Genomic DNA, 22,718 nt, shown 5'->3' with positions numbered 1-22,718 from the left:
GGTGACAGGCACCAATAGGCCAAAGGCCGCCGAGTGGAGCCTGTCACCCCCACTTAAGAACTATTATCTTATCGCACACCGTATCCCATTATCATCCCACTGAAAGAAGGATTCCACCCATGCCCAATAAACCCGAACTCCTCGCCCCGGCCGGCGACCTGGAAAAACTAAAATTTGCCCTTCACTACGGCGCAGATGCCGTTTATATTGGCGGGCAGACCTTTGGCCTTCGCGCCAGTGCCAAAAACTTCTCCTTTGAAGACATGCAGGCAGGCGTCGCCTATGCCCATGAACGCGGCAAAAAGGTCTATCTGACCCTCAACATCATTCCACACAATGAGGATCTGGCGCAGCTGGAAGCCTACATTGAGGATATTGGCAAGATTCCCTTTGACGCCCTGATCCTGTCAGATCCCGGCACTATGATGATGATCAAGGAAAAGCTGCCCAACTATGAAATCCACCTGAGTACTCAGGCCAACAATACAAACTTCATGAGCGCCAAGTTCTGGCATGCCCAAGGGGTCTCCAGAGTCATTCTGGCGAGGGAGCTCTCCTTTAACGAAATTAAAGAGACCATCTCAAAATCCCCGGAGGATCTGGAATTCGAGTCCTTCATTCACGGCGCCATGTGCATTTCCTATTCCGGCAGATGTCTTCTGTCCAATTATATGGCAGATCGCGACGCCAACCGTGGGGACTGTGCCCAGGCCTGCAGATGGAAATACAGGCTCGTGGAAGAGAAGCGCCCCAACGAGTTTTATCCCGTGGAAGAAACAGATCAGGGCACCTTCTTCTTCAACTCTAAAGATCTCTGCATGATTGGCTTCATCCCAGAGCTCATTCAGTCCGGCCTCGTCAGCCTCAAAATTGAAGGCCGCATGAAGAGCATCTACTATGTTGCGAATATCATCAGAGTTTACAGACGCGCCATCGACCGTTATTTCGCGGATCCTGAGCACTATACCTTCGATCCTGAGGATCTGAAGGAAATTCAAAAGGCCAGCCACCGCGAATTTACCACTGGCTTCTTCTTTGACAAACCGGATAAAAATGACCAGCTCTACCACAATTCCAGCTATGTTAGGGGCTATGACTTTGTGGGCGTCGTTCGGGACTATGATCCCGAGACCAAACTGGCCACCATTGAGCAGCGAAACCGTATGCTGATTGGCGAAGAAATCGAAGTCATGCGGCAGGCAAATAGCGACTACCATCAAAAAATTGAAATCATGCTGAATGAAAAGGACGAGCCTATAGACAGCGCGCCCCACGCTCAAATGATGCTTAAAATGAAGATGGATCAGCCGGTTCAGCCGCTGGATATTCTAAGACGTGAAAGGGAAGGGGACTGAAGGGTAATGAGTCGACCGATTCTGATTGGCATTGCAGGGGGAACGGGTTCCGGTAAAAGCACCGTGGCAAGAGCAATTTTTGAGTCTCTGCCAGAAAAGAACATCGCCATTATTATGCAGGACGCGTATTACAAAGATCAGTCCAGTCTCAGCTTTGAAGACCGTGTCAAGACCAATTACGATCATCCGCTCGCCTTTGACAACGATCTGTTGATCGAACAGCTGAAGAGCCTGTTGGATGGCAAGTCGATTTATCAGCCTCAGTATGATTTCTCTATTCACAACCGAATCAAAGAGACCGTCAAAATTGAACCCAAGGACATCATCATCCTGGAAGGGATCATGATCCTGGAGGATAGGCGCCTCCGAGAACTCATGGATATCAAAATCTTTGTAGACACGGACGCGGATGTGCGGATCATCCGCCGCATTGTTCGAGACATTGAAGAGCGTGGCAGAACCCTGGATGCGGTGATCAAACAGTACCTGACCACCGTCAAGCCTGCCCACGATCAATTCATTGAACCTATGAAAAAATATGCGGATCTGATCATCCCGGAAGGCGGCTATAACAAGGTCGCTATAGACATCATGGTTTCTAAAGTTAGGCAAGTTATTTCAGACAAATACCAGTAAAATCAGTCCTATTAACATAATCAAACGACATTCAAAACATTTGTACGTTCAACAATAAACCAATCCTCCTATAGAAATTTTCTATAGGAGGTTTTATTTTGCTTATAGCTTTTTACATAATATTATGGATTTATTAAATAAAAATCCCTTGTATTTTGTTCATATTGTTCTATAATGAGGTAAAGTTCGCTAAAGATAAGACTTTCAGGTGTTTTTTCGACAATTAACAACTTGTAAATAAGTGTGAAAAACTTCTTAAAAATGGAGAGTCACCCCATCATTCCTGTTTTTTCCTAAAACCTTCTCGTAACGAGTAAATATATTTGAAATTAGGAAAAATATTATTAGTTTTTATGTTAATTAAAAAGGAATTTGGGAATAAAAAGCGAATATAAGTTAAAAGTTGACATTAATCGTGACAAACTTTATTTTCTAAACCAATTCCAGTTTAGACGTTCTAATTTCATCCTTTGATCTTTTTAATGTTTTTAATTAAAACGCTTAAAAATGGGAATAATCTTGCATAGAGTGTCATCATAACAAAAACATCAGGAGGTTACCTTGGAAATCGCACTCTACATCCTCGTTTTCATTTACAGTCTGCTGGTCGGGTCTTTCCTGAATGTCTGCATCTACAGAATTCCCAGAGAGATGTCCATTGTTTTCCCGGGATCCCACTGTACCAGCTGTGACACCAAGCTCAAAGCCTATGAGCTGATCCCGCTTTTCAGTTACATAGCTCTCGGCGGGAAATGCCGCACCTGCGGCGAGAAGATCTCCGCGAGATACCCTCTGGTGGAACTGATGACAGCACTTCTCGTCACCTTCCAGTTTCACCGACTCGGATTTAATCTTTATTTTGCCTTCTTTGCCATTATGACCTTCATCCTGATTGTCATGACCATGATCGACTACGATCTTCAGATTATTCCGGATGGGTTGACTTTGATCCTTGGTATCGTTGGTCTAATTTACCTGGCTGCAGTCATTGTACCCACTGAAGGGTTGGAGGCTCTGATCCCCAGAGGCATCGGGTTTCTCCTCGGAGGTGGACTCTTTCTCCTCATAGCAGTCGTCTCGAAAGGCGGCATGGGCGGGGGAGACATTAAGCTCATGGCGGTCCTCGGACTATGGTTCGGCTGGCAGCACCTGCTTCTTCTCATGATGCTCTCGTTTGTCAGCGGCGCTCTGATCTCTGTAGCACTGCTCGCATTTAAAATCAAAGGCAGAAAGGAAGCGATTCCCTTTGGTCCTTTCATAGCACTGGCTGCATATTTAACCTCACTATTTGGCAATGAACTCATCACTTGGTATTTGAACTTATCCGCATGAGAGGGGGGCTGTCGTGATGAAGAAGCCTAAAGAAGTCAAACTCCAGGGAAAAGACATTTTGTCGCTGGACTTCGGTCAGCATACGACGAAGTTCGTTCTTGGAAAGGTCAGCAAGTCTTCCATGACTATTGACCGGGCACTTGAAATTCCTACGCCGTTTGGAAGTGTTGAAAAGGGACGCATTATTGATTTCGAGCTGCTCAAAAATCACTTCAAAGAATTCATTAAAAACGAAAAAATTAAGCCAGCCTATGTCATTTGCTCGGTCGAGAACAATGAAATTATCACGAGGGAAATCACCCTCCCTACGACCAATGAGGATCAGATGGATAAAATGCTGGAATTCGAAGTCCAGCAGTATATGCCCATAGAAATGAACGACTACATTGTTCAGTCCAAGATCATTGAGACCTTCGAGGAAGATAATGTCAAAAAGACCAGACTCCTGGCGGCTGCCATGCCTAAGGAAATGGCCAGAAGCTATTTTGATCTGCTTCACGGAGTCGATCTCAATGCCCATGTCCTGGACCTTCAATCCAACTCCATTGACAAGCTGCTTCAAGGTGGTTTTTTGATCAACGGCGACCCGGACTTCAACTCCAAATCCGTGGCGGTGATCGACTTTGGCTACAGCCACATCAACGTGGTCATGTTCGACAAGGGACAATACAAGTTCAACCGTTTGATTACTCAAGGCTCTGAAGCCATTGACCACAACCTTATCAGCTTCCTGGACTATACGAAGCGGGAAGCAGAAGAGAAGAAGATTACGCTGGTGGACATCAGCGAAGTCTACACTCAGGAAGAAGCGCACCTGCTGATGCTGGACGAAGAGACCATGAGGATCCGCAACATTGTCAAAAATGTGGTGGATACCTGGATCAATGAAATTGAGCGGATCTTCAAGTTCCATACTACACGCAGCACCGGCAACGCTATTGACAAGATCTATATTTACGGCGGAGCTTCTCAAATGGAAGGCCTGGATAAATACATCCAGGACAGCTTCAATATCCCGACGACCAGGATTCGTCAAATCACCAACGTGACGGTTCAAAACTCCACCTCCAAGACCATGATGCCTTTTGTCAATGCGCTTGGGGCTATGATCCGTCGATAGGGGGCGAAACAGATGAGAGATTATAACTTTTTTGAACCCTACGTGGATCGGAATAAGAAGAGCAGCAGTACCAGCAATGTCAATTATCCGCTGATCATCGCGCTCCTCGTCCTTTTGGTCGCCGCGCTCCCGGTCTTCAACCTGGTCCGCAGCTTTATGATGGATGCGGAGATCAAGTCTTTGGAAGCGGACGTCCTGAATGATCCCAACTATCCGCTCCTTGCTGAAGCAGACATGCTAAGGGCGGGCATCGCGGACGGCAAAGTCAGACTTGAAGTTCTCAAGAAAATGGATGTCGTCCTCACCGGCCAGGAATGGCTGGATGAAGCGTTTCTATTCAGTTTGATGAGCACCGTGCCGAAAGACCTTGAGGTCAAAAACATGGCCCTCAATCCGGGCAAGGAAATTCAAATTTCCGGTTCGGCAACAAATAAGCCTGCTATAGCGGAACTCGAATACAATTTGAGGAATACTGACCGTTTCGAGAACCTTCTGGTCAGAAGCATCAACAACACCGAAACCGGTTTCTATGATTTCACCATGACCTTGAGAGTGAAAGGAGCGGGTGAAGATGCGGCTAACTAATCGTGAAAAACTCCTCCTCCTTGTCCTCCTGTTCGCCGTCATAGGCTACTTCACCTTCAAGTATATCGTCACCCCGCAGTGGGCCGCGCTGGACGAGAAGGAAGCGGTACGAAATGAATGGCAGGCCAAGAAAGCCGAGCTCGAAACCATAGATCAGACACTGGTTCAGCTCAATACGGAGTGGTCGGCGCTGGATGGGGAAATCCAGACCATCGGCAGCAAGTACTTTAGTTTGGTAGAAGAGCAGGAAGAAATCATTCTCCTGTTCAACGAATTGTTGAAGACACCGGGGGTCAGAGACGTTTCCCTGAATTTCGCGGAACCTCAAATGCTTGAAATCGAAGGCGGCCAGGCGAAGCTGCAAACAGTTCAGGTGGCGTACGAAGGCGAATATACGTCTCTGTGGAACCTGCTGAAAGCCATCTGGAAGTTTGACAATCGCATCATGGTGTCGGGACTCAACATGGCGAAAGGAGAAACGACGCGTCTGTCCGGTCAAATTTCCATGGACCTCCACGACTTGTCAGACATGACCAAAGCCGCGGATAATCTGGTGGTTTGGTTCAACCGCGACACCTTTGTCAAAGGCAATCCGTTTACGGCGCTTCCTGGGGAACCGTTTATAGGCACCCGCTACCTCATGAAGAGTGACAGCCTGGTGGCAGCGCAGACAGCCTATGTGAAGTTCGCGGATATTGCAGGGCACTGGGCGGAAAACGCCATAGACAACTTTGGCAGCAAGCGCTTAGTCTACGGCGACGCCAACAACTTATTCTATCCAGACGCGCCACTGACTCGCGGAGAGCTCATTATACTGCTGGACGGCCTATTTGAGTGGCCAACGCCGGCACAACCGGTAGACCTGACGAAATTCACGGACTATATGGAGCTTGGACGCTATGAAAGCGTCATGGCAAAGGCCATCTTTAAAGGCTTCCTCAGTGAATTTATCATAGGCTACGAAGACGGCACCCTGAGACCAAACAACCCTATCACTTATGAGGAGTTTGATCTGGTCATGCAGAAAGTTTTGGAACAGCCGGATTTTACCTGGACAACAGAAGCAGCTAAGATTCAGGCGGCAACCGGCCACGTTTCCGCTGGCCTTACAGACAAAACCGCGTCCATGACCCGGGCTGAAGCCGTTTATTTCCTTAATACAGTTCCTCAGTAACTTAAAAAAGTACACCAGAGCACCACTAACCGGAGGCAAACACATGAAAAAATCGAGAAACAGGCGTCTCGGAGATTTGCTGATCGACGTTGGACTGATCACACCGGATCAGCTTGAAAGTGCCCTTGAAATTCAAAAAAAGAGCGGCCGCAAGATCGGTGAAGTCCTGATTGAGCTGGGGCATGTGGATGAGAGCCAAATCTCGGATGCCCTGGAATTCCAGCTTGGGATTCCCAACGTCGAGCTTGAGAAAACCTATATCCCACCTGAAGTGCCCCGGATGATTTCTGAGAAGCTGGCCCGCCGTCACGTGCTGATTCCCATCAAGCACAAAGACAATGTCCTGACGGTGGCCATGGCGGATCCGCTGAACATCTTTGCCATTGACGACATCAAGCTGGCGACAGGCATGAACGTAGAACCGGTCATTTCCACACGGCTTGAGATCATCAACGCCATAGGGCTCTACTATGAGAAGGAGAGCGCTGAGAAAGCGCTGGAGGAATTCAGCGAAACCTACGCCTCCGACTTCTCTGAGTTTATGGATGACGAAGTCCTGGCCAACGTGGAAAACGCGCCGGTGGTCAAGCTCTTGAACTCCGTCATTAAACAGGCCATCAAGCTGAAAGCCAGTGACATTCACATTGAGCCTCTGGAACGGAATCTGAGAATCCGCTTCCGACTGGACGGCGAGCTTCAGGAGATCATGAGCCCGGAAAAGATCAGCCACTCGGCCATTGTCACCCGGATCAAGATCATGGGCAAGATGAATATTGCTGAAAAGCGCGTCCCACAGGACGGCCGTGTTGAAATGGTCATTGACGGCAAGGAAGTCGACATGCGTATTTCCGTCATGCCAACGGTCTACGGCGAAAAAGTCGTTATTCGTCTCCTGGACCGCAGCAGTGTGCTTCTCACCAAAAATGAGCTGGGCTTTACCGAAAAAAACCTGGAGCTTTATGAAAAAATTATTCAACATCCACACGGCATTATTTTGGTCACCGGCCCAACGGGTTCCGGTAAAACCACCTCGCTATACGCGACACTAAACGAACTGAATCAAATTAACCGAAATATCATCACCGTCGAGGATCCGGTTGAGTATCGGCTTAACGGCGTCAACCAGTCACAGGTCAACGTCAAAGCAGGTCTGACTTTCGCCAGCGGTCTCCGCTCTATCTTACGTCAGGACCCGGACATCATCATGATCGGTGAGATCCGGGACCAGGAAACAGCGCAGATTGCGGTCCGCGCGGCCATCACCGGTCACTTGGTGCTCAGCACCATCCATACCAACGACTCCGTCTCCACCATTTCGCGTCTCATGGACATGGGCATTGAGCCCTTCATGGTCTCCAGCTCCGTGGTCGGAATCATGGCCCAGCGTCTTGTCAAGCGGGTCTGCTATAACTGCAAGACCACTTATGAGCCGGGCATCAAGGAAAAGGCACTCTTAGGCATGAACAACGGTGAGCTGCTTCACAAAGGAAAAGGCTGCAACGTTTGCAACCACACGGGTTATAAGGGCCGGATCGCTATCCATGAGATTCTGCCGATGTATGATGAGATCAAATCCATGATTGATGCACATCAACCCATTGATCAGATTAAAACCGTCGCGCTTCAGCACGGTATGACCACACTGAGAGAAAGCTGTAAGCAGCTCGTTCTGGAGGGCGTCACGACTGTGGATGAACTCATGAGGATGACGTACTCTCTCGACTAGGAGGGTGAAAGTGATGAGCGTATTAACCTATCTCGACCAGGCCGTCAAAAGTAAGGCCTCAGACCTTCATATTACTGTTGGGCAACCGCCCATCATGCGCCTGGACGGTGAGCTTGTCAAACTGACGGACACGCCGCTGACGCCGGATGATACCTTGTCCATGGTCAAAGAGACCATGAAGAGTCACCAGTTTGAAGTCCTCGAGGACAAAGGGGAGCTTGACTATTCCTTCTCTTATCCCAATGTTGGACGTTTCCGTGTCAATGCCTACCGTCAAAGAGGCAGCTACGGACTTGCCTTCCGGGTCGTCTACGGCCGGATTCCAAGCCTTGAAGAACTGGGACTTCCACCAGTGGTTTCAGATCTGGCCAGAAAGAAAAGAGGCCTGATCCTGGTCACGGGACCAACGGGTTCCGGTAAATCCACTACGCTTGCGTCCATGATCGACTTGATCAATGCTGAGCGCAGCTGTCACATCCTGACCCTGGAGGATCCCATTGAGTATCTCCACAAGCACAACAAATCCATTGTCAACCAAAGGGAAGTCGGCGCGGATACCGGAAGCTTCGGCAACGGCCTGAGAGCCGCCCTTCGTGAAGACCCGGATGTCATTCTGGTCGGCGAGATGCGGGACCTTGAGACCATCTCCATTGCCGTCACCGCCGCTGAGACGGGCCACTTGGTGCTCTCCACACTGCATACCCTGGGCGCTGCCAACACCATGGACCGTATTATCGACGTCTTCCCGCCGTACCAGCAGGAGCAGATCAAAGTTCAGCTGGCGGCGGTCATTGAAGGCATCATCTCCCAGCAGCTGCTGTCCAAAAAAGCAGTGAAGGGCAGGGTAGGCGCCTTTGAGGTCATGACCTCCACCAACGCTATCCGCAACCTGATCCGCGAAGGCAAAACCCATCAAATCCAAACGAATATTCAAACCGGCGGCAAGTTTGGCATGCAGACCATGGACAACTCGCTTCTCAGCCTTTACAAGCAGGGGGTCATCTCCCGTGATTCCTGCCAGTCCCACGCTATGGATTACGACTATGTCAAAGGCCAGCTGGGCACCATCTATTAAAGGAGTGATGCGCAGTGCCAGTTTACAAGTTTAAGGCTCTAACACCGAACGGCGCCACTTTGGAAGGCACTGAGACCGCCAATACCCATGGCGAGATGATCGTCAGGCTGAAGGAACGGCAGTATTACCCCATCAGTGTCGAAGAAGTCATTCAGAAGGATCTGAAGGACATCAACTTCTTAAACAAGGTTAGCATCAAGCAAATCGCTGTCTTCGGAAGGCAGTTTTCCACCATGCTGAACGCCGGCGTCACCATAGTCAACACTCTGGATATCTTAAGACAGCAAACGGAGCATAAGAAATTCAAGCAAGTCATCAGTGACCTGTATGAGGACGTCCAGAAGGGCTACACCTTCTCGGAAGCTATGGAAAAGCACAATGACGTGTTCCCGAACCTGATGACCTATATGGTCGCCGCAGGGGAGGCCAGCGGAAGTCTGGACATAGTCATGGAGCGCATGGCGACCCACTATGAGAAGGAATTCAAGGTCAACAACAAGGTCAAGAGCGCTATGGTTTATCCGGCAGTGCTGTCGGTGGTAGCGACTCTGGTGGTCGTTTTCCTCCTAACCTTCGTCATGCCGACCTTCCTCAGCATGTTTGAGGGCAGCGGCGTGCCCCTTCCGGCACCGACCAGGCTCCTCCTGGCCATCAGCAACTCTTTCCGCAACTTCTGGTATATCTACGCCCTCGTTATTCTGGGTGCAGTCTATCTCTTCAAACGCTTTGCTTCCACGGTGGAAGGCAGAAGAACGGTGGACCGCTATAAGCTGCGTCTTCCGCTCTACAAAGGCCTCACCCGAAAAGTTATCAGCGCCAGATTCTGCCGTACGCTTTCCACCCTGCTTGCCAGTGGGATCCCACTCCTTCAGGCCATGGAAAACGTCGCCGGTGCCGTTGGCAATACCGTTGTGGCAGAGAGTATTATCGAGTCCAAGGAAGACGTCAGAAAAGGCGTCGCCCTTTCTGTCCCAATCCGAAAAACAGGACATTTTCCACCAATGGTGGACAATATGATCAAGATTGGTGAAGAGTCCGGCACGCTGGATGACATCCTGGACAAAACCGCGAACTTCTTTGATGAGGAAGTGGAAACCGAGGTCCAGCGCCTCCTGACCTTTATGGAACCAATGATGATCGTCGTCATGGGTGTCATAGTTGGCTTCATAGTCATCTCTATGATGATGCCAATGTTTGACATGCTGAAGACGGTACAATAGAAAGTGGTTGAGTCACATGAGTGAGAATGAAGCCTTATTATCATTAGATGAAGCGGCACAGCGCTATTTCGTCCGGCTGGATGACGAATCACTTAAAACGGTCATGCAATCCGCTGAGAAGCTGATCCGTTACTATGCACATCTCTATGGCAAAGGCTGCGATCGAGATGATCTCACTCAAACGGGTTACTTGGGACTCATGAAAGCACTGAAGAATTTTGACCAAACAAAAGAAGCCAGCTTCGCCACCTATGCGTCTCACTGCATCATGGGGGAAATCCGGCATCTTGTGAGGAAACAGGCATCCTTTTACCGTCCTGGGTGTATTGTCGAGTTACAGGGTAAGGTGGACAGGGTGATGGATGAGCACTTGAGAGATCAAGGCGAAGTGCCTTCTGTGGCTTATATCGCAGAGAAGCTTAAGGTCAGGGAAAGTGCAATTTTAGAGGTCATGAAAGCGGGTCTTGTGAGCTTTGATGAGATTGATACGTCGAAGATTCACAGTACGGAGTATGAATCCTTTAGGTTGCCTATCGAGGATAGGATTGTGCTGGCACAGGCGATGAAAAGATTAAGTGATTTGCAGAGAAAAGTGATCCGGATGCTGTTCTTCCAGGATCTCTCCCAGCAGGAAGTGGCTGACCGGACCGGACTCACGCAGAAGAAGGTGAGCCGGATCAAGAAGGAAAGTCTTGAGAGGATGGGAGAGGAGATCGCTGATGATGAGGTTGAAGAGCCCATTGACCTGAAGAAATTGAGTGGGGGGCGATGGGTTGGGTGAGAGGGCATTTGGTAGTTGCCGAAACGCTTAAATCCAAGGATTCTGTAGATATGGAGTTACATTTTCTCCATCAAAACCTTTTTTTGTAGGGAATAAAGGCATTAAAAAGCTTATGTTGAAATAAAAGTAAAATAATTTTAAAGAATACGGTCGATCCGTGTCTGAGATCAAATCTCGCAGGTATAACTTAGTCAAGAATGTCAGAAGCGGATGATCGTTGAGAGAGGCCAGTTCCTGATTGATGGATCCCAGGTGCCAATTGGTTGGCTGGGACTTCGCCCAGCCTATTCTAAAGCATTAATAAATGTCAGATATTGAAGAAGTTGTGGAGTAGCAGCAAGCAATAACTCAATGTGGTCAGCTGCTTATGATGAAGCAACAACATAGCTCTCTGATATAAATTAGTGCTTTAGGGTCGGCTGGGCGCGATCGGGACTGAGTTTGGATGGTACTGCTAACTTACTTCTTTCCTTAAGAACATTGAGAGAAAAAAGAGAAGAGAAGGGGGAGTCGCCATTTTTAAAACATCCAGCAAAGCATTCAGAATCAACAGCTAATAATAAGGTTAAGGGGGTGGAAGCGGAGAAAAAGTGGTTGGTTGGAATGCCCACAATAATGTTATGTTAATGGTTTGTGGGGGCTGAAATATGGGTATTAATGTTTCAAGGTTGGAAGTGGTACAGAACAGAGATAAGTGATTACGAGAGGCAAGTAAAAAAACTATTTGAGAGAAGGATGGTGTTTTACATGTTAAGATTTTTCAATAAGAGACTTCATAACAGAAAAGGCTTCACGTTGATTGAACTGATTGTGGTTATTGCGATTCTTGCGATTTTGGCGCTGATTGCGATTCCGAGGTTGGGTGGGTTTAGAGAATCGGCTGCTCTAGCAGCTGATAATGAAACGGCTGCAATTATTGCAAAATCAGCAGAAATGTTTGCTGCATCCAATGGTCTTAACGATACCGAAAGAGCGGGAGTGGATATTGCTGATTTAACTGGTGCAGGATTAATTGTTGCTGCTGACCTTGTTCCTCAACATCCAGATGCGACGACTGGTACTGCTGCTGATTGGGGTCTAACATATGATGCTACTGCTAATCAATTTGAAGTTACACTTGCTGGCGTAGCTGCAGTTGTATACCCTACAAACTAGAGTTGAAGATATTCCATACCTAAAACCGTTAACAAAATTGGTTGATTTGATGTTTTAGAATTTAGTCATTTCAATACTTTGAGAGAATAACACTTACAAAATCCACATTTCAGTACCAGGTACAAATAACGAAGTTAGTGAAATTGTTTGAATTCAATCGGTATAAATCCTAAAACTCCGGTGCGACAAGTTAATTCAAAGTAATTGGCTTAAGCACCGGAGACTTTGTATATTAAGTAAATAGAATGCATTGTCAACAACTAATTATGATAATTCTCACATCTATTATTTTGTATTTTTGATGTGTTGATAATAGACTAAAACCAGTTGCCTAAATATGTAATCTAGTGGGGGGCATTTTCAATGAAGAGAGTCTTTTTAAATAACAGGGGCGCAACACTTGTCATTGTCCTGATGGTATCCGTCGTCCTTTTTATACTAGGATTATCCTTATTGTCTATAAGTTCAAGCGAAACAAAACTAGCCAAGAAACAAGAAGATATGCAACAAGCCAATTATGTTTCTCTCTCAGCAGCCAACGCCTTCACAGCGTATATTAGGGATTGGCCAGTACCACTTGAGGCTGATGAGCTAGATGTTAGGGAAGAGCTTATTGAGAGAATTATGAACAATTCAAGCTCAATAAAAGCTCCGGCTAGCGGTTGGCATACATTGGATGATAGCAATGATGTCGTTAACGATCTTTTCGAATATCAGTTAGAACTAAATAGAATTAGTGGCACTGAATCAGATGTTCGTGTTAATGCAATTGGAAAGTTTCGTGATGTAACAAGAAAAATTACTTTAAGGTTATCTGAAAGGAGATATTTTGACACAGCAATTTTTTCTTTTACGGATATTAACTTAAATAACAGTGCAGTAGCAGATGGCAACGGCGCACCTTTTGTTGCTGGAGGTACAGCATATAATAACAATACCGCCAATTATATTGGTGACATTTATGATAGTCGCCCTGAAACTGGGGATCCAACACCATTTGTTAATGCCTATACCAATGTTTTTAAGCCAGCTCCTTCAAGCTCATATTATTCCTATCCATCAGGATTAAAATTGAATAATGATCCATTAGATGATGCTAATGATGCTGACCTTGTCTTCAGCAATGGGTTGGTCATCAACTCTAGTGCATTATCCAATGCTTATCAATTCACAAGAACTGTTGGCAATGATACATTAACAGCAAAAGGCATTGCGTTTGGAGCAATAGATTTTGGCACTCAAGTTAACGTAAATGTTGTTAATGATTCCAGTCAAGATTTATTCTTAATGTTTAATTCTTTGATCATTCCAAACCAGTCTTCAATTACAGTACATGCACCAAGTGATGGTAGAGTGTTTATTTTGCTTAATGGACCTGACTTACCTTTAAATGCTCCAAACAATACAAACTATGGTGCATTGAGAGTGGATGGAGAAATTCAAGCCACTTCCACGACGCGAATGGGTAATTTTATTGTATATGCGAGTAATCAAGTTAAGAGAATGATCTTGAAAACTAGTAGTAACCCTGAGCAGAATGCTATGATAATTGGCCCATATAGTGAAGTAATTGTTAGAAATAGTAATGAATATACTGGCTCAATTATAGCTAACAAGGTTGTACTGGAGAACTCAACAGTTCTAACATATCCTGATTTTGAAGGTTTATTTGGTAAAGATCTTGGCCTGCCAAGTTTAGGCTATAAAGTTAGTGATTGGAAACGGCCTTAATACTCTGTTTTGCATAGGAAGGCTGATATTTATGATTAAACAAAAGAACGGATTTACATTAATTGAAATTATTATTTCTTTAGCGATTATTGGAATATTGTTCATAACACTAATCACAGCTTTTTCATCTGGTTTTTCATGGATAGCACGCGCAGGATTCAAATCAGAAGCTAATGTATCTGAGCAGAAAAATATTGAAGAAAAACTAATAACTCCAACAACCGAAACCGAAGATACCATTGTATTTACATTTGATACTGGCGTATCAATTGCACCTCCGGGTATTTTTGAGACAGGCAATAGTGCTGCAATTGCAGGGCAACAATCTGAATTGGTTGGATTTAGACCGTATACAACAACGCCAGCCCCTCCAAATGGTGGAGGAGGGAGCGGAGGTGGCGGTGGTCCAGATTTAAATCAGAAGTTGTCACAAATCAATCTAAGTGCATATTTAGATAATCCAAGTGCCACTATTGCATATTTGAATATTGTACCCGAGGATTCAGGTATTGTTTATACCTTTACAAGTGCTGAAAGCGCTCAAGGTAATTATATGTTTATTGAAACTGGTCCTCCACAAAGAATACGAATAACACGCCACAATAATGCAACAAGAACTGGCACAATTAAATTGACTGCAACTTATGACGTTAATACTGCTTTCAGAGATTTTAGCATTACAATTCCAGCAAGTGGAAATATCATAATCGGTAATTAATAAACGTTTTTCAATAAGGAGTGGATCCAGATGCCAAATTATAAAAATAAAATGGGATTAACTCTTATTGAAGTTGTCATTGTAATTGCTTTAATGTCATTGGTTATTCTAGTTGCATATTCAAATTTTGATTTTGGTTTAAATATGTTCACAAGGGGATCTATTAAATCACAAATGCAATTTGATGCACGAATGATATCTGATAATGTCACTGAAAAAATCAGGTTTTCAAATGATCTACAATTTGCTAACACATATGGTGGTACAAATTGCATTCAAACTAGTAATTTAATTACTGTTTTTGCAGCCATTGATGAGAGTAAGTTCAATTATACTATAACATTTAGAACAACTAGTAATCCTAAATTAGTTAGTTTTACAGTGGTAATAACTCATACAAAAACAAATCAAACTTTCGACTTGACTACAGAGGTTGGTTTATTGAATTCCATAATTAATCCAACCTTATTTCCAGCCAATACAAATTACAATGTAGCAGTTTTCAACAATCCATAGTTTCAAGGCTATCATTCTGGAACCTAGGAACCGTTCCTGGATCCGTCGGCGTAGGTGCCGTTCCTGGAACCATCGGCGAAGAGGGTGAAGTTGCTTCAAGTAGAACCTACTATTTCCAACACTTTAAGCGATTGTTTTTCGAAAAATAGCAATTCCGGTACCAGGTTTTAACGGCGAAAATGATGAAATTGTTCTACAATTCAAATTCTAAATGACAATGAGCCAATCCTAATCGATTGACTCATTGTTTTATCCAAGAGATCTCAGTGGGGTGGTCATTTGATAAATAATGCTAAGAGGACCAAAATCGCAGGCTTCACATTAGTAGAGATCATCATCGTCATCGCAGTGCTTGGCATCTTGGCAATGATCGCTATACCGCGTTATGCGGGGTTTACAACAGTCGCAAAAAATAGTGTTGATAATGCAAATGCTCGGATTCTTACAAAAACAGCTCATGCAATTCAGGCACAAACCAATAGTTTTCCTGCTTCACTTGAGTCTTTCAATGTACCTGGGGAACATTTGAATAAGACAATTGCACCTATTAATCCAGCGAACAATTTTGCATATGATCCTTCAACTGGAACTGTTACAGTTATTAATTCTGGTGGTGGTGGAGCTGAATCGGATCCGCCTGATGATCCAAGTGATCCAGGTGATCCTGAAGAACCAGATGATCCACCAGCAGTTGTCGAATACACCATCACATTCGACAGCGACGGCGGTAGTTCGGTTCAAAGCATAACACTCGAAGTTGGCAAACCAATAGCCACACCAGCGAACCCGACTAAATCAGGGTATACATTCAGCGGATGGAATCCTGCAGTTCCTGCAACTATGCCATCGAATAATCTCTTTGTAACAGCGCAATGGACTGCTAATATGGCGACTATTACGCTTAAGAACTTTGATGGAAGTACAATTTCAAGTATCACCCAAGCAGTCGGATCACCTATTTCAGCGCCAGCAGCGCCTACTAGGTCAGGATATACGTTCACAGGTTGGAGTCCTGCACTTCTAGGGACTATGCCAGAAGGCGGTATGACGGTTACGGCGCAGTGGAGCCAAATAACTGCTACTGGTGCGACAACTAGTAATAGAACTGTTACTCATGATGGGGGTGCAGGTGGAAGTAGAATTTGGACAGTCAAAGTGAATGTAGTGATTCAGTTAAGCGATGGTACAACATATAACCAGGGGCAACTATCAAAATCAGTGAAACAAAAAGATGAACCAGTTCCAAATTCATTAACTGCAACTGTTTCAGGAACCACATCATCTGGCATCAGTTATAACATTCCAAATGTCACTTTCTAACTTATAATGGCAGCATATCATATGTGTTACAAAATGTTTATCCGGACGTTTTCGTACCTGCCGTTTCCGTACCTGTCACGATTTTCGGATCACCAACGTACAAATTTTTTAAGAAGTCTTATATTATTTGTTTTCACCAAAAACAACTTCATTAACTTCACTGGCGGTGACTGGTATAAATAGTGAAGTTCAAGAAATTGTTTTACAATTCAATATAAGTAGAACAACCTCCAAGTATCGGAGGTTGTTTTCTTGAAATTAATTCTAATAAAGAGATAATATGGTTTCTGGTTGTCCCTCGCAATAAATCAATTTTTGAATAATTAACTGAAGATACAAATTCGAAATGTTATATAGTGCTATAGTATCTATTATATGGTAGATTATATCTAAAAAAATATTCTCAATATGTTCTTATTTAAGCATTAAATGGGAATGGAAGAGGTCAATGAAGAAATAGCTTGATGTAATTATTTTACATTAAGCTATTTTTCTATAGATATGATATAACCCACCAAGTATAGGCTCACTAATCAACACCGTATCTTTGAGTAAAGTCTTAGGATAATCCGGCGAAGGTATTGGAGTATTGCCGTTCAATCCCTGATGGGTTCTATGAGGATTGTAGTATTTTTGAATATATTCGGTTAGAAGTTTTTCAAGATGGTTTTCATTAATTGGTATAATGTGATCGAGCAGATCTCGACGAATTGTACCAATCACACGTTCTGCATAAGGATTTTGCCAAGGAGATTTAATCGAAGTTTTTACCGACTTTATTGACGAAACTTTTAAAAATTCCTGAAATTCTTTTGAGGTGAAAGTAGAATCATTATCATGAAATAAATACTTTGGACAATCTCCATATGGTGTAGCATTTCTAAGTTGCTGAATGACCCAAGCTGAATTTGGATTTTTAGTAATAGCAGTATGCTTAATTTGACGTGAACCATGTTCTATCATTACGAACACGTACAATCGTTGAAAAGTCAGTGTTGTTACAACGAAAAAATCCATCCCACAGGAAACTGAGGCTGTGGCATAATTTCTTAGAAAAATTAAGAAGTTTATGCGTTGCTGTTCAGTTGGCGATTTTCTAATTATTGACATATATTTTCTAATGGTATTGGGCGAGGGTAGATCTGCAATTCCTAATATTCTTATCTTTTCATATATTTTTTCAGGAGATAACAAAGGATTGTCTTCGTTAAACTGTTTTATTAATGCAATCATCTCAGCTGAAATTCTGGGTCTACCTCTTTTTCTTGATTTTTGTGCCCATAATTTTTTAGCTGCTGCTTCGTGCCATCTGATTACCGTCAAGCGTTTATAAACTTTCATATCAGATTCCCAATAATCATACTTTCTAAAAAGTCTCACCCATAATTGTTGAAATGCTATTGTTGATTTTGGTTTTTTTTTTTATGATTAAGAACTTGCTGATCATACAGTGCCAGTTGACTCATAAGTGCAAGATTTTGTTGTCTTAAATGTTTACACGTCTTAAAATACGATATGATATAAAAGTATATATAGCGTGACCATTCCCAACAATAATCAATTTTTTCTCTCAGTCTCATAAATATACCATCCTTTCTAGTTGTTTGACAGTTTTTATGTGTATCCAGTTAAACTCAAACAAATTGCATGGTGTAAGAATTATTATATCCCACACAGATGGATACTAAACAACAAAGGAAGTGCCATATCTTAAATGCTGTCAACTATTCCCTAAATCATCATTTATGGCACTGTTAGTCGTATTTTTTTTGCAGCATTAATTATACAAAAGAAGAACTTACAAAAGAAGAAACGTTGATTGAAAAACTAAGTTCCGTTTCCTTAAAGCTATTGCCATTGCAAGGGTAAACACCGTTTTATTCATCAAATGCGGCTACTTTCCAAGGTTTAAAAGGCATCTAATTGATACAAATCAGCGAAAAATCTTGAAATTTTTGCATGATAATTGGACCATCAGATTACTTCTGCATGAGTAAGTTCCGCCGGTCTACTATTTGCAACACTAAATTCCGGCGATATCTATCCGTGTTTTTGTTGGCTTTTTATTTTAAAAGTGCAGGCTTTAAATGAACCTCATCAGGTGGAATCAGTTTTAAAGAGAGCGATTCTATCAATGATTCATTTAGAAGTAGTTGAGCCAATTTAAAAGGCGTGTGGCTGTTCAAGCCTGATCTTGAGACACTGTTAATATGATTGATCAAAAGCGTTATTTTGTCCTGTGTTAGATGATCAAACGTTTTTCCCTTTGGGATGACATAGCGAATAAACTCGTGATTCTTCTCAATATGTGGTTTTTGATAGGACGCCATAGGCTCGCAATAAAAAAGCTTTGTCCGTTCATTACCATGAGCGTCGTGCTCTAAGGCATGAGGCGCCTGAAACTCCGATCCATTATCCGTTAGTATTACGGGAAAGCACGACTTAAAAATGGGATTGCCAATCGCATCATAAATAGCGTCAATGGCGTCTAGAACACAAGCTTGTGAGCATGAATCTAATAACAGAGCTATCATCAAAGAACAGTTACGGAAGAACAAAGTGAGGAGTACTTTACCGCCTTTTCTGCCAATCACGGTATCCATTTCAACCACCGACGTTCCCGGATTAGCATCTATATATGCATTGAAATCCTCATAAGTTCGACCGACTCTATAAGCCCCACTTTTCTTTGGAACCCTGGCCTTTTTTCGTGGCTTATAACGAACTTTTCTAGGTAAATCAATGTTTCTGGCGGCGAAGGCATTCATCTCAAAGTAGTTATAAAGTGTACGTTCTGAGCAACTGATTTCATGCTTGTGGTGCGTATAGATATGGGCTATGGATTGTCCTTTTAATATAAGCGGAGAGATCAACACATCGAGCGTGTTAAGCTCATCAGAAGTCATACCATTGCCTTCTCTGCAAGATTTCAAAACATCCTTGTAGTTGGCTTGTGCAACTTTAGCGCGGTAGTGATGTTTCTCTTGAAAACAGTTTGTTTTTTGTCTGCAGCCATTACAAACGTGAGGAAAATGCGATAATTGAGGGCATTACTTCACCTCGTAATTTGGACAATGCTTGTAACAATTCATAGTAGTACATTTCTTACACAACCGATTACACGAAGCGCTACAGAGACTTTTTTGATTACATTCTTTGCGATTGCTGCAGCTGACCTTCATGTTGTCTTTCTTATGAAGACTAGCGCTTCGATTTTTTTTGACTTCTTTAGAAACAGTCGTTGGGTCTTTGCCCAATCGCTCAGCTATCAATTTTAGTGTGTAGTTCTCATTTAAAGCATCTTCAATAAAATGCCTGTCTTCACTCGTTAGGTGCTTACCTTTGTCCCTCCTGCTAGTTGTCAATATGTCATCTCCTGATTCCTCAGGATAGATATCTCACTTAGTGTACTACACTTCTGCAATAGTAACTTCCGCAGAACCATTATAAACGGAACTTACTTTTTCATTTAACGACAAAAGAAGAAATGCTATTTGCACGCTGGCGGTTATTTACACAAAAGCTTTAAATTTACACTCTAAAGAAATAAAGGTATAATTTCTTTAGAGTTAAAGAAAGAGAAAGAAAGAGAAAGAGGTGAAACTATACCAATCATTAAATCAAGTACTGATCTGCGTAATAATTACAATGAGATCTCTAATTTCTGCCACGAAAACAATGAACCTGTATTTATTACAAAAACGGACAGGGAGATTTAGCGCTAATGAGCATTGAGACTTATGATGCACTTTGTGGCAAGTTAGAACTCTATCGATTATTAGACGAAGGAAGAGCAACTGTCAAAGCTGAAAAGAAACGTCTACTTCAAGATGTTATGAAGGATATTAAACAAAGGATTTCTGATGGCGACATATAGTGTGACGTTGTATTTAATTTGTATGTGATATGTGCTATAATATGCACATAAATAGAAAGCGGTGATTTAGATGGCACAAACCACATTAAGTGTGAGAATGGATGAGAATATTAAAAAACAATTTGACGCCTTTTGTGCAGAAGTAGGTATGAACACTTCTGTTGCGATTAATCTTTTTGCTAAAGCCGTTTTAAGAGAGCGTAGGATTCCATTCGAGATTGCGCTGAATGATGATCCGTTCTATAGTGACGCAAATTTGGCTAGACTTAAAAAAACTATAGCACAACTTGATGATAGTAATTTAATCGTCAAGTCCATGGATGAACTCGAGGAGATGGAACGTGAATAATGTAGCGTTCACACCTGAAGGCTGGGAAGATTATTTGTATTGGCAATCACAGGATAAAAGAACATTAAAACGAATTAATTTACTTTTCAAGATATAAATAGAAATGGCTATGACGGCATAGGAAAACCAGAGCCTTTAAAGTACGATTATAAAGGATTTTGAAGTAGTCGAATAGACGATAATAACCGGATAGTTTATCGAGTTGATGGAGAGCAGATAATTATTGCACAATGCGGATCACATTATCGTGACAAATGAAGTTTAAGAAATTTACAACCGGTAAATAAACCATAACGATGTCGATTAGCGAGGTATTTGACTCTTAGATTTTAATCTAGGTCTGTTTTTCAGACGTGACTGGCACAGTATTTTATAATGAAAAGCAATGTAATTTGGCTGCCGATGGTTGTATAATGACCATCGGCAGCCTGTTTTTGTTTTCGACATGAATAGGGATAACTGTTCGAATCCCCCTAGCTTAATATGCCGTTAGTAGTTGTTGAAGCAGTTTAACTTGGTATAATGTAATTATCATATCGTATTGATGTAGAGGTTTGGTATGGACATTCGTTGGCATCAAAGATTTGATAATTATCGCAAAGCGTTGAGTCAATTAAATGAGACTATTGAAATTATGAATAAGAAGCAGCTTTCAAATTTAAAAAGACAAGGCGTTATTTAAGTGTTTTTATATTCATGAATTGGCCTGGAAAACATTGAAAGATTTCCTATTGTCCAGAGGAGCAGTTGACTTGTATGGACCAAGAGATGTTGTCAGAGAATCTTTCCAGCTTTGTTTGATAGAAAATGGTGAACTATGGATGGAAATGATTAAGAGTAGAAATCTTACGAGTTTTACTTATAACAAAGTAACGGCAGACGAGATCATTACGTTAATACATGATCACTATTTCTGCGAGTTTATTATGTTAAAAGACAAATTGATGCATCAAAGAGAAAAAGAGAGTGAATGATCATGAAATATGGCTTAAGTGAAAATGTACAAAGGATAGCAAGGATCTAAATTCATAGGAAGCGTTCAGCCAATTCACTCTGGCTCTCACGTTCTGCCAAATTACCCTGAGGGAGGAACCGTCATGCTGACATTTTTCGCACAATTTCATCCGGTACAGCAGGCTTTGATTGGAACTTTGTTTACCTATGGCGTTACGGCCTTAGGTGCTGGTCTCGTTTTCTTCTTCAAAAGCATCAATAAGACGGTGCTTAACGGCATGCTGGGCTTTGCGGCAGGTGTCATGATCGCGGCGAGTTTTTGGTCGCTTCTGGCGCCGGGGATCGCTATGGCGGAAGAGCTGGGACAAGTAGCCTGGATCACCGCCGTGACGGGATTTCTTCTGGGCGGGGGTTTCTTATACGCGGTGGACAAGCTGATGCCGCACCTTCATCTTGGACTTGACACTGAAAAAGCGGAAGGTCCTAAGACTTCCTGGCACAGAAGCGTGCTGCTGGTGCTTGCCATAACACTTCACAATATCCCGGAAGGTTTGGCGGTAGGCGTCGCGTTTGGCGCGGCAGCCAGCGGCAGTATTTCCGGGGCTACCTTGGCCGGCGCGGTGGCGCTGTCAATAGGCATTGGACTGCAGAACTTTCCTGAAGGGGCGGCGGTATCGATTCCACTGAGGCGCGAAGGTTTCAGCAGGACAAAAGCCTTTTTGTACGGCCAGGCTTCCGGCATTGTGGAACCAATTGCGGGCGTAATTGGTGCCTTCGCGGTTCTCAGGATCCGCTCCATTTTACCCTATGCACTGGCATTTGCGGCAGGCGCAATGATTTATGTGGTCATTGAAGAGCTGATCCCGGAGGCGCAGCATGACGAAGGGGGCTCTAAAACAGATATCGCGACGCTTGGGGCACTGGTGGGCTTCAGCATCATGATGATGCTGGATGTGGCGCTGGGGTAGGGGAGCGTAAAGTTGACCGCCTGTACCTTCTTCGGAACACTAACGTGCAAATATTTTGACATATTTCAAATCACATGATATCTGCAAAATCAACTTCATTTACTTCACAGCTGTCACCAGGTAAAA

General features: G+C 43.5%; 22 protein-coding genes and 2 pseudogenes. 21 read left to right on the top strand and 3 right to left on the bottom strand.

Annotation, left to right across the window (positions count from 1 at the left end):
- The first annotated feature begins 119 nt into the window (after positions 1–119).
- The 15 genes from AC4PHM_RS04225 (at position 120) to AC4PHM_RS04155 (ending at position 16,444) form a co-directional block, all read left to right on the top strand.
- Positions 120–1,355: a peptidase U32 family protein gene (locus tag AC4PHM_RS04225; protein ID WP_492019653.1), complete on the top strand. Its 1,236-nt coding sequence runs from the start codon at positions 120–122 to the stop codon at positions 1,353–1,355.
- A gap of 6 nt (positions 1,356–1,361) precedes the next feature.
- Entirely contained in the window at positions 1,362–1,991 is a 630-nt protein-coding gene (gene udk, locus AC4PHM_RS04220) for a uridine kinase (protein WP_492019652.1), read from the top strand.
- Between the two features lie 561 nt (positions 1,992–2,552).
- Positions 2,553–3,323 carry a prepilin peptidase gene (locus tag AC4PHM_RS04215; RefSeq protein WP_492019651.1) on the top strand — a complete coding sequence of 257 codons (771 nt, stop codon included), beginning with the start codon at positions 2,553–2,555 and terminating at the stop codon, positions 3,321–3,323.
- A 16-nt stretch (positions 3,324–3,339) separates the two neighbouring features.
- Positions 3,340–4,443, top strand: a complete 1,104-nt coding sequence (gene pilM / locus AC4PHM_RS04210) for a pilus assembly protein PilM (RefSeq protein ID WP_492019650.1) — start codon at positions 3,340–3,342, stop codon at positions 4,441–4,443.
- Between the two features lie 12 nt (positions 4,444–4,455).
- Positions 4,456–5,028: a PilN domain-containing protein gene (locus tag AC4PHM_RS04205; RefSeq protein ID WP_492019649.1), complete on the top strand. Its 573-nt coding sequence runs from the start codon at positions 4,456–4,458 to the stop codon at positions 5,026–5,028.
- A complete protein-coding gene (locus AC4PHM_RS04200) occupies positions 5,015–6,202 on the top strand; it encodes an S-layer homology domain-containing protein (RefSeq protein WP_492019648.1) in 1,188 nt (395 codons plus the stop codon). The genes AC4PHM_RS04205 and AC4PHM_RS04200 overlap by 14 nt, the downstream gene beginning before the upstream one ends.
- 43 nt (positions 6,203–6,245) lie before the next feature.
- On the top strand, positions 6,246–7,928 hold the full coding sequence (gene gspE / locus AC4PHM_RS04195; protein ID WP_492019647.1) for a type II secretion system ATPase GspE: 1,683 nt from the start codon (positions 6,246–6,248) through the stop codon (positions 7,926–7,928).
- Between the two features lie 13 nt (positions 7,929–7,941).
- Positions 7,942–9,003, top strand: a complete 1,062-nt coding sequence (locus tag AC4PHM_RS04190; protein ID WP_330583807.1) for a type IV pilus twitching motility protein PilT — start codon at positions 7,942–7,944, stop codon at positions 9,001–9,003.
- Positions 9,004–9,017: 14 nt separating this feature from the next.
- Entirely contained in the window at positions 9,018–10,223 is a 1,206-nt protein-coding gene (locus tag AC4PHM_RS04185; RefSeq protein WP_492019646.1) for a type II secretion system F family protein, read from the top strand.
- Between the two features lie 16 nt (positions 10,224–10,239).
- The gene (locus AC4PHM_RS04180) at positions 10,240–11,004 is read left to right on the top strand and encodes a sigma-70 family RNA polymerase sigma factor (protein WP_492019645.1); all 765 of its coding nucleotides are present in this window, start codon (positions 10,240–10,242) and stop codon (positions 11,002–11,004) included.
- A gap of 747 nt (positions 11,005–11,751) precedes the next feature.
- On the top strand, positions 11,752–12,159 hold the full coding sequence (locus AC4PHM_RS04175) for a prepilin-type N-terminal cleavage/methylation domain-containing protein (protein WP_492019644.1): 408 nt from the start codon (positions 11,752–11,754) through the stop codon (positions 12,157–12,159).
- 363 nt (positions 12,160–12,522) lie between these two features.
- Positions 12,523–13,890 carry a hypothetical protein gene (locus tag AC4PHM_RS04170; RefSeq protein WP_492019643.1) on the top strand — a complete coding sequence of 456 codons (1,368 nt, stop codon included), beginning with the start codon at positions 12,523–12,525 and terminating at the stop codon, positions 13,888–13,890.
- A gap of 31 nt (positions 13,891–13,921) precedes the next feature.
- Entirely contained in the window at positions 13,922–14,608 is a 687-nt protein-coding gene (locus AC4PHM_RS04165; RefSeq protein WP_492019642.1) for a prepilin-type N-terminal cleavage/methylation domain-containing protein, read from the top strand.
- Positions 14,609–14,638: 30 nt separating this feature from the next.
- On the top strand, positions 14,639–15,124 hold the full coding sequence (locus AC4PHM_RS04160) for a prepilin-type N-terminal cleavage/methylation domain-containing protein (RefSeq protein ID WP_492019641.1): 486 nt from the start codon (positions 14,639–14,641) through the stop codon (positions 15,122–15,124).
- 279 nt (positions 15,125–15,403) lie between these two features.
- The gene (locus tag AC4PHM_RS04155) at positions 15,404–16,444 is read left to right on the top strand and encodes an InlB B-repeat-containing protein (protein ID WP_492019640.1); all 1,041 of its coding nucleotides are present in this window, start codon (positions 15,404–15,406) and stop codon (positions 16,442–16,444) included.
- Positions 16,445–16,924: 480 nt separating this feature from the next.
- Here AC4PHM_RS04155 and AC4PHM_RS04150 read toward each other — a convergent pair whose 3' ends face one another.
- The 3 genes and pseudogenes from AC4PHM_RS04150 to AC4PHM_RS04140 form a co-directional block, all read right to left on the bottom strand.
- A complete protein-coding gene (locus tag AC4PHM_RS04150) occupies positions 16,925–17,785 on the bottom strand; it encodes an integrase core domain-containing protein (protein ID WP_492019639.1) in 861 nt (286 codons plus the stop codon).
- A 722-nt stretch (positions 17,786–18,507) separates the two neighbouring features.
- Positions 18,508–19,428 (bottom strand): annotated as a pseudogene (locus AC4PHM_RS04145) (IS30 family transposase); the annotation flags it as partial.
- 66 nt (positions 19,429–19,494) lie between these two features.
- Positions 19,495–19,809, bottom strand: coding sequence for a helix-turn-helix domain-containing protein (locus tag AC4PHM_RS04140; RefSeq protein ID WP_492019638.1), 315 nt, complete (start codon positions 19,807–19,809; stop codon positions 19,495–19,497).
- A gap of 359 nt (positions 19,810–20,168) precedes the next feature.
- Here AC4PHM_RS04140 and AC4PHM_RS04135 point away from each other — a divergent pair, with 359 nt between their 5' ends.
- From AC4PHM_RS04135 to AC4PHM_RS04110, 6 genes and pseudogenes are all read left to right on the top strand, one after another.
- Complete coding sequence (locus AC4PHM_RS04135) at positions 20,169–20,321, top strand: hypothetical protein (RefSeq protein WP_492019637.1); 153 nt, start codon at positions 20,169–20,171, stop codon at positions 20,319–20,321.
- Positions 20,322–20,391: 70 nt separating this feature from the next.
- Positions 20,392–20,670 carry a type II toxin-antitoxin system RelB/DinJ family antitoxin gene (locus AC4PHM_RS04130; RefSeq protein WP_492019636.1) on the top strand — a complete coding sequence of 93 codons (279 nt, stop codon included), beginning with the start codon at positions 20,392–20,394 and terminating at the stop codon, positions 20,668–20,670.
- A pseudogene (locus tag AC4PHM_RS04125) lies at positions 20,642–20,928 on the top strand (Txe/YoeB family addiction module toxin). Before AC4PHM_RS04130 ends, AC4PHM_RS04125 begins: the two are co-directional and overlap by 29 nt.
- A 301-nt stretch (positions 20,929–21,229) precedes the next feature.
- A complete protein-coding gene (locus AC4PHM_RS04120) occupies positions 21,230–21,352 on the top strand; it encodes a hypothetical protein (protein ID WP_492019635.1) in 123 nt (40 codons plus the stop codon).
- A gap of 19 nt (positions 21,353–21,371) precedes the next feature.
- On the top strand, positions 21,372–21,644 hold the full coding sequence (locus AC4PHM_RS04115; protein ID WP_492019634.1) for an HI0074 family nucleotidyltransferase substrate-binding subunit: 273 nt from the start codon (positions 21,372–21,374) through the stop codon (positions 21,642–21,644).
- 123 nt (positions 21,645–21,767) lie between these two features.
- A complete protein-coding gene (locus tag AC4PHM_RS04110; protein ID WP_330583804.1) occupies positions 21,768–22,592 on the top strand; it encodes a ZIP family metal transporter in 825 nt (274 codons plus the stop codon).
- Positions 22,593–22,718: the final 126 nt, after the last annotated feature.

The organism is Acidaminobacter sp. QWL-03 (genome assembly GCF_058683855.1).
Note: the sequence above shows the minus strand (reverse complement) of the source record. Positions and strands in the feature narration are given on the sequence as shown.

Excerpts from the sequence above, each read along its gene's own strand:
- AC4PHM_RS04150 (WP_492019639.1), bottom strand. The coding sequence starts at position 17,785 with ATGAAAGTTTATAAACGCTTGACGGTAATCAGATGGCACGAAGCAGCA.
- AC4PHM_RS04225 (WP_492019653.1), top strand. The coding sequence starts at position 120 with ATGCCCAATAAACCCGAACTCCTCGCCCCGGCCGGCGACCTGGAAAAA.
- AC4PHM_RS04160 (WP_492019641.1), top strand. The coding sequence starts at position 14,639 with ATGCCAAATTATAAAAATAAAATGGGATTAACTCTTATTGAAGTTGTC.
- pilM (WP_492019650.1), top strand. The coding sequence starts at position 3,340 with ATGAAGAAGCCTAAAGAAGTCAAACTCCAGGGAAAAGACATTTTGTCG.
- AC4PHM_RS04110 (WP_330583804.1), top strand. The coding sequence starts at position 21,768 with ATGCTGACATTTTTCGCACAATTTCATCCGGTACAGCAGGCTTTGATT.
- AC4PHM_RS04175 (WP_492019644.1), top strand. The coding sequence starts at position 11,752 with ATGTTAAGATTTTTCAATAAGAGACTTCATAACAGAAAAGGCTTCACG.
- AC4PHM_RS04135 (WP_492019637.1), top strand. The coding sequence starts at position 20,169 with ATGAGCATTGAGACTTATGATGCACTTTGTGGCAAGTTAGAACTCTAT.
- AC4PHM_RS04130 (WP_492019636.1), top strand. The coding sequence starts at position 20,392 with ATGGCACAAACCACATTAAGTGTGAGAATGGATGAGAATATTAAAAAA.
- AC4PHM_RS04190 (WP_330583807.1), top strand. The coding sequence starts at position 7,942 with ATGAGCGTATTAACCTATCTCGACCAGGCCGTCAAAAGTAAGGCCTCA.
- udk (WP_492019652.1), top strand. The coding sequence starts at position 1,362 with ATGAGTCGACCGATTCTGATTGGCATTGCAGGGGGAACGGGTTCCGGT.
- AC4PHM_RS04200 (WP_492019648.1), top strand. The coding sequence starts at position 5,015 with ATGCGGCTAACTAATCGTGAAAAACTCCTCCTCCTTGTCCTCCTGTTC.
- AC4PHM_RS04180 (WP_492019645.1), top strand. The coding sequence starts at position 10,240 with ATGAGTGAGAATGAAGCCTTATTATCATTAGATGAAGCGGCACAGCGC.
- AC4PHM_RS04205 (WP_492019649.1), top strand. The coding sequence starts at position 4,456 with ATGAGAGATTATAACTTTTTTGAACCCTACGTGGATCGGAATAAGAAG.
- AC4PHM_RS04165 (WP_492019642.1), top strand. The coding sequence starts at position 13,922 with ATGATTAAACAAAAGAACGGATTTACATTAATTGAAATTATTATTTCT.
- gspE (WP_492019647.1), top strand. The coding sequence starts at position 6,246 with ATGAAAAAATCGAGAAACAGGCGTCTCGGAGATTTGCTGATCGACGTT.
- AC4PHM_RS04120 (WP_492019635.1), top strand. The coding sequence starts at position 21,230 with ATGGACATTCGTTGGCATCAAAGATTTGATAATTATCGCAAAGCGTTG.
- AC4PHM_RS04170 (WP_492019643.1), top strand. The coding sequence starts at position 12,523 with ATGAAGAGAGTCTTTTTAAATAACAGGGGCGCAACACTTGTCATTGTC.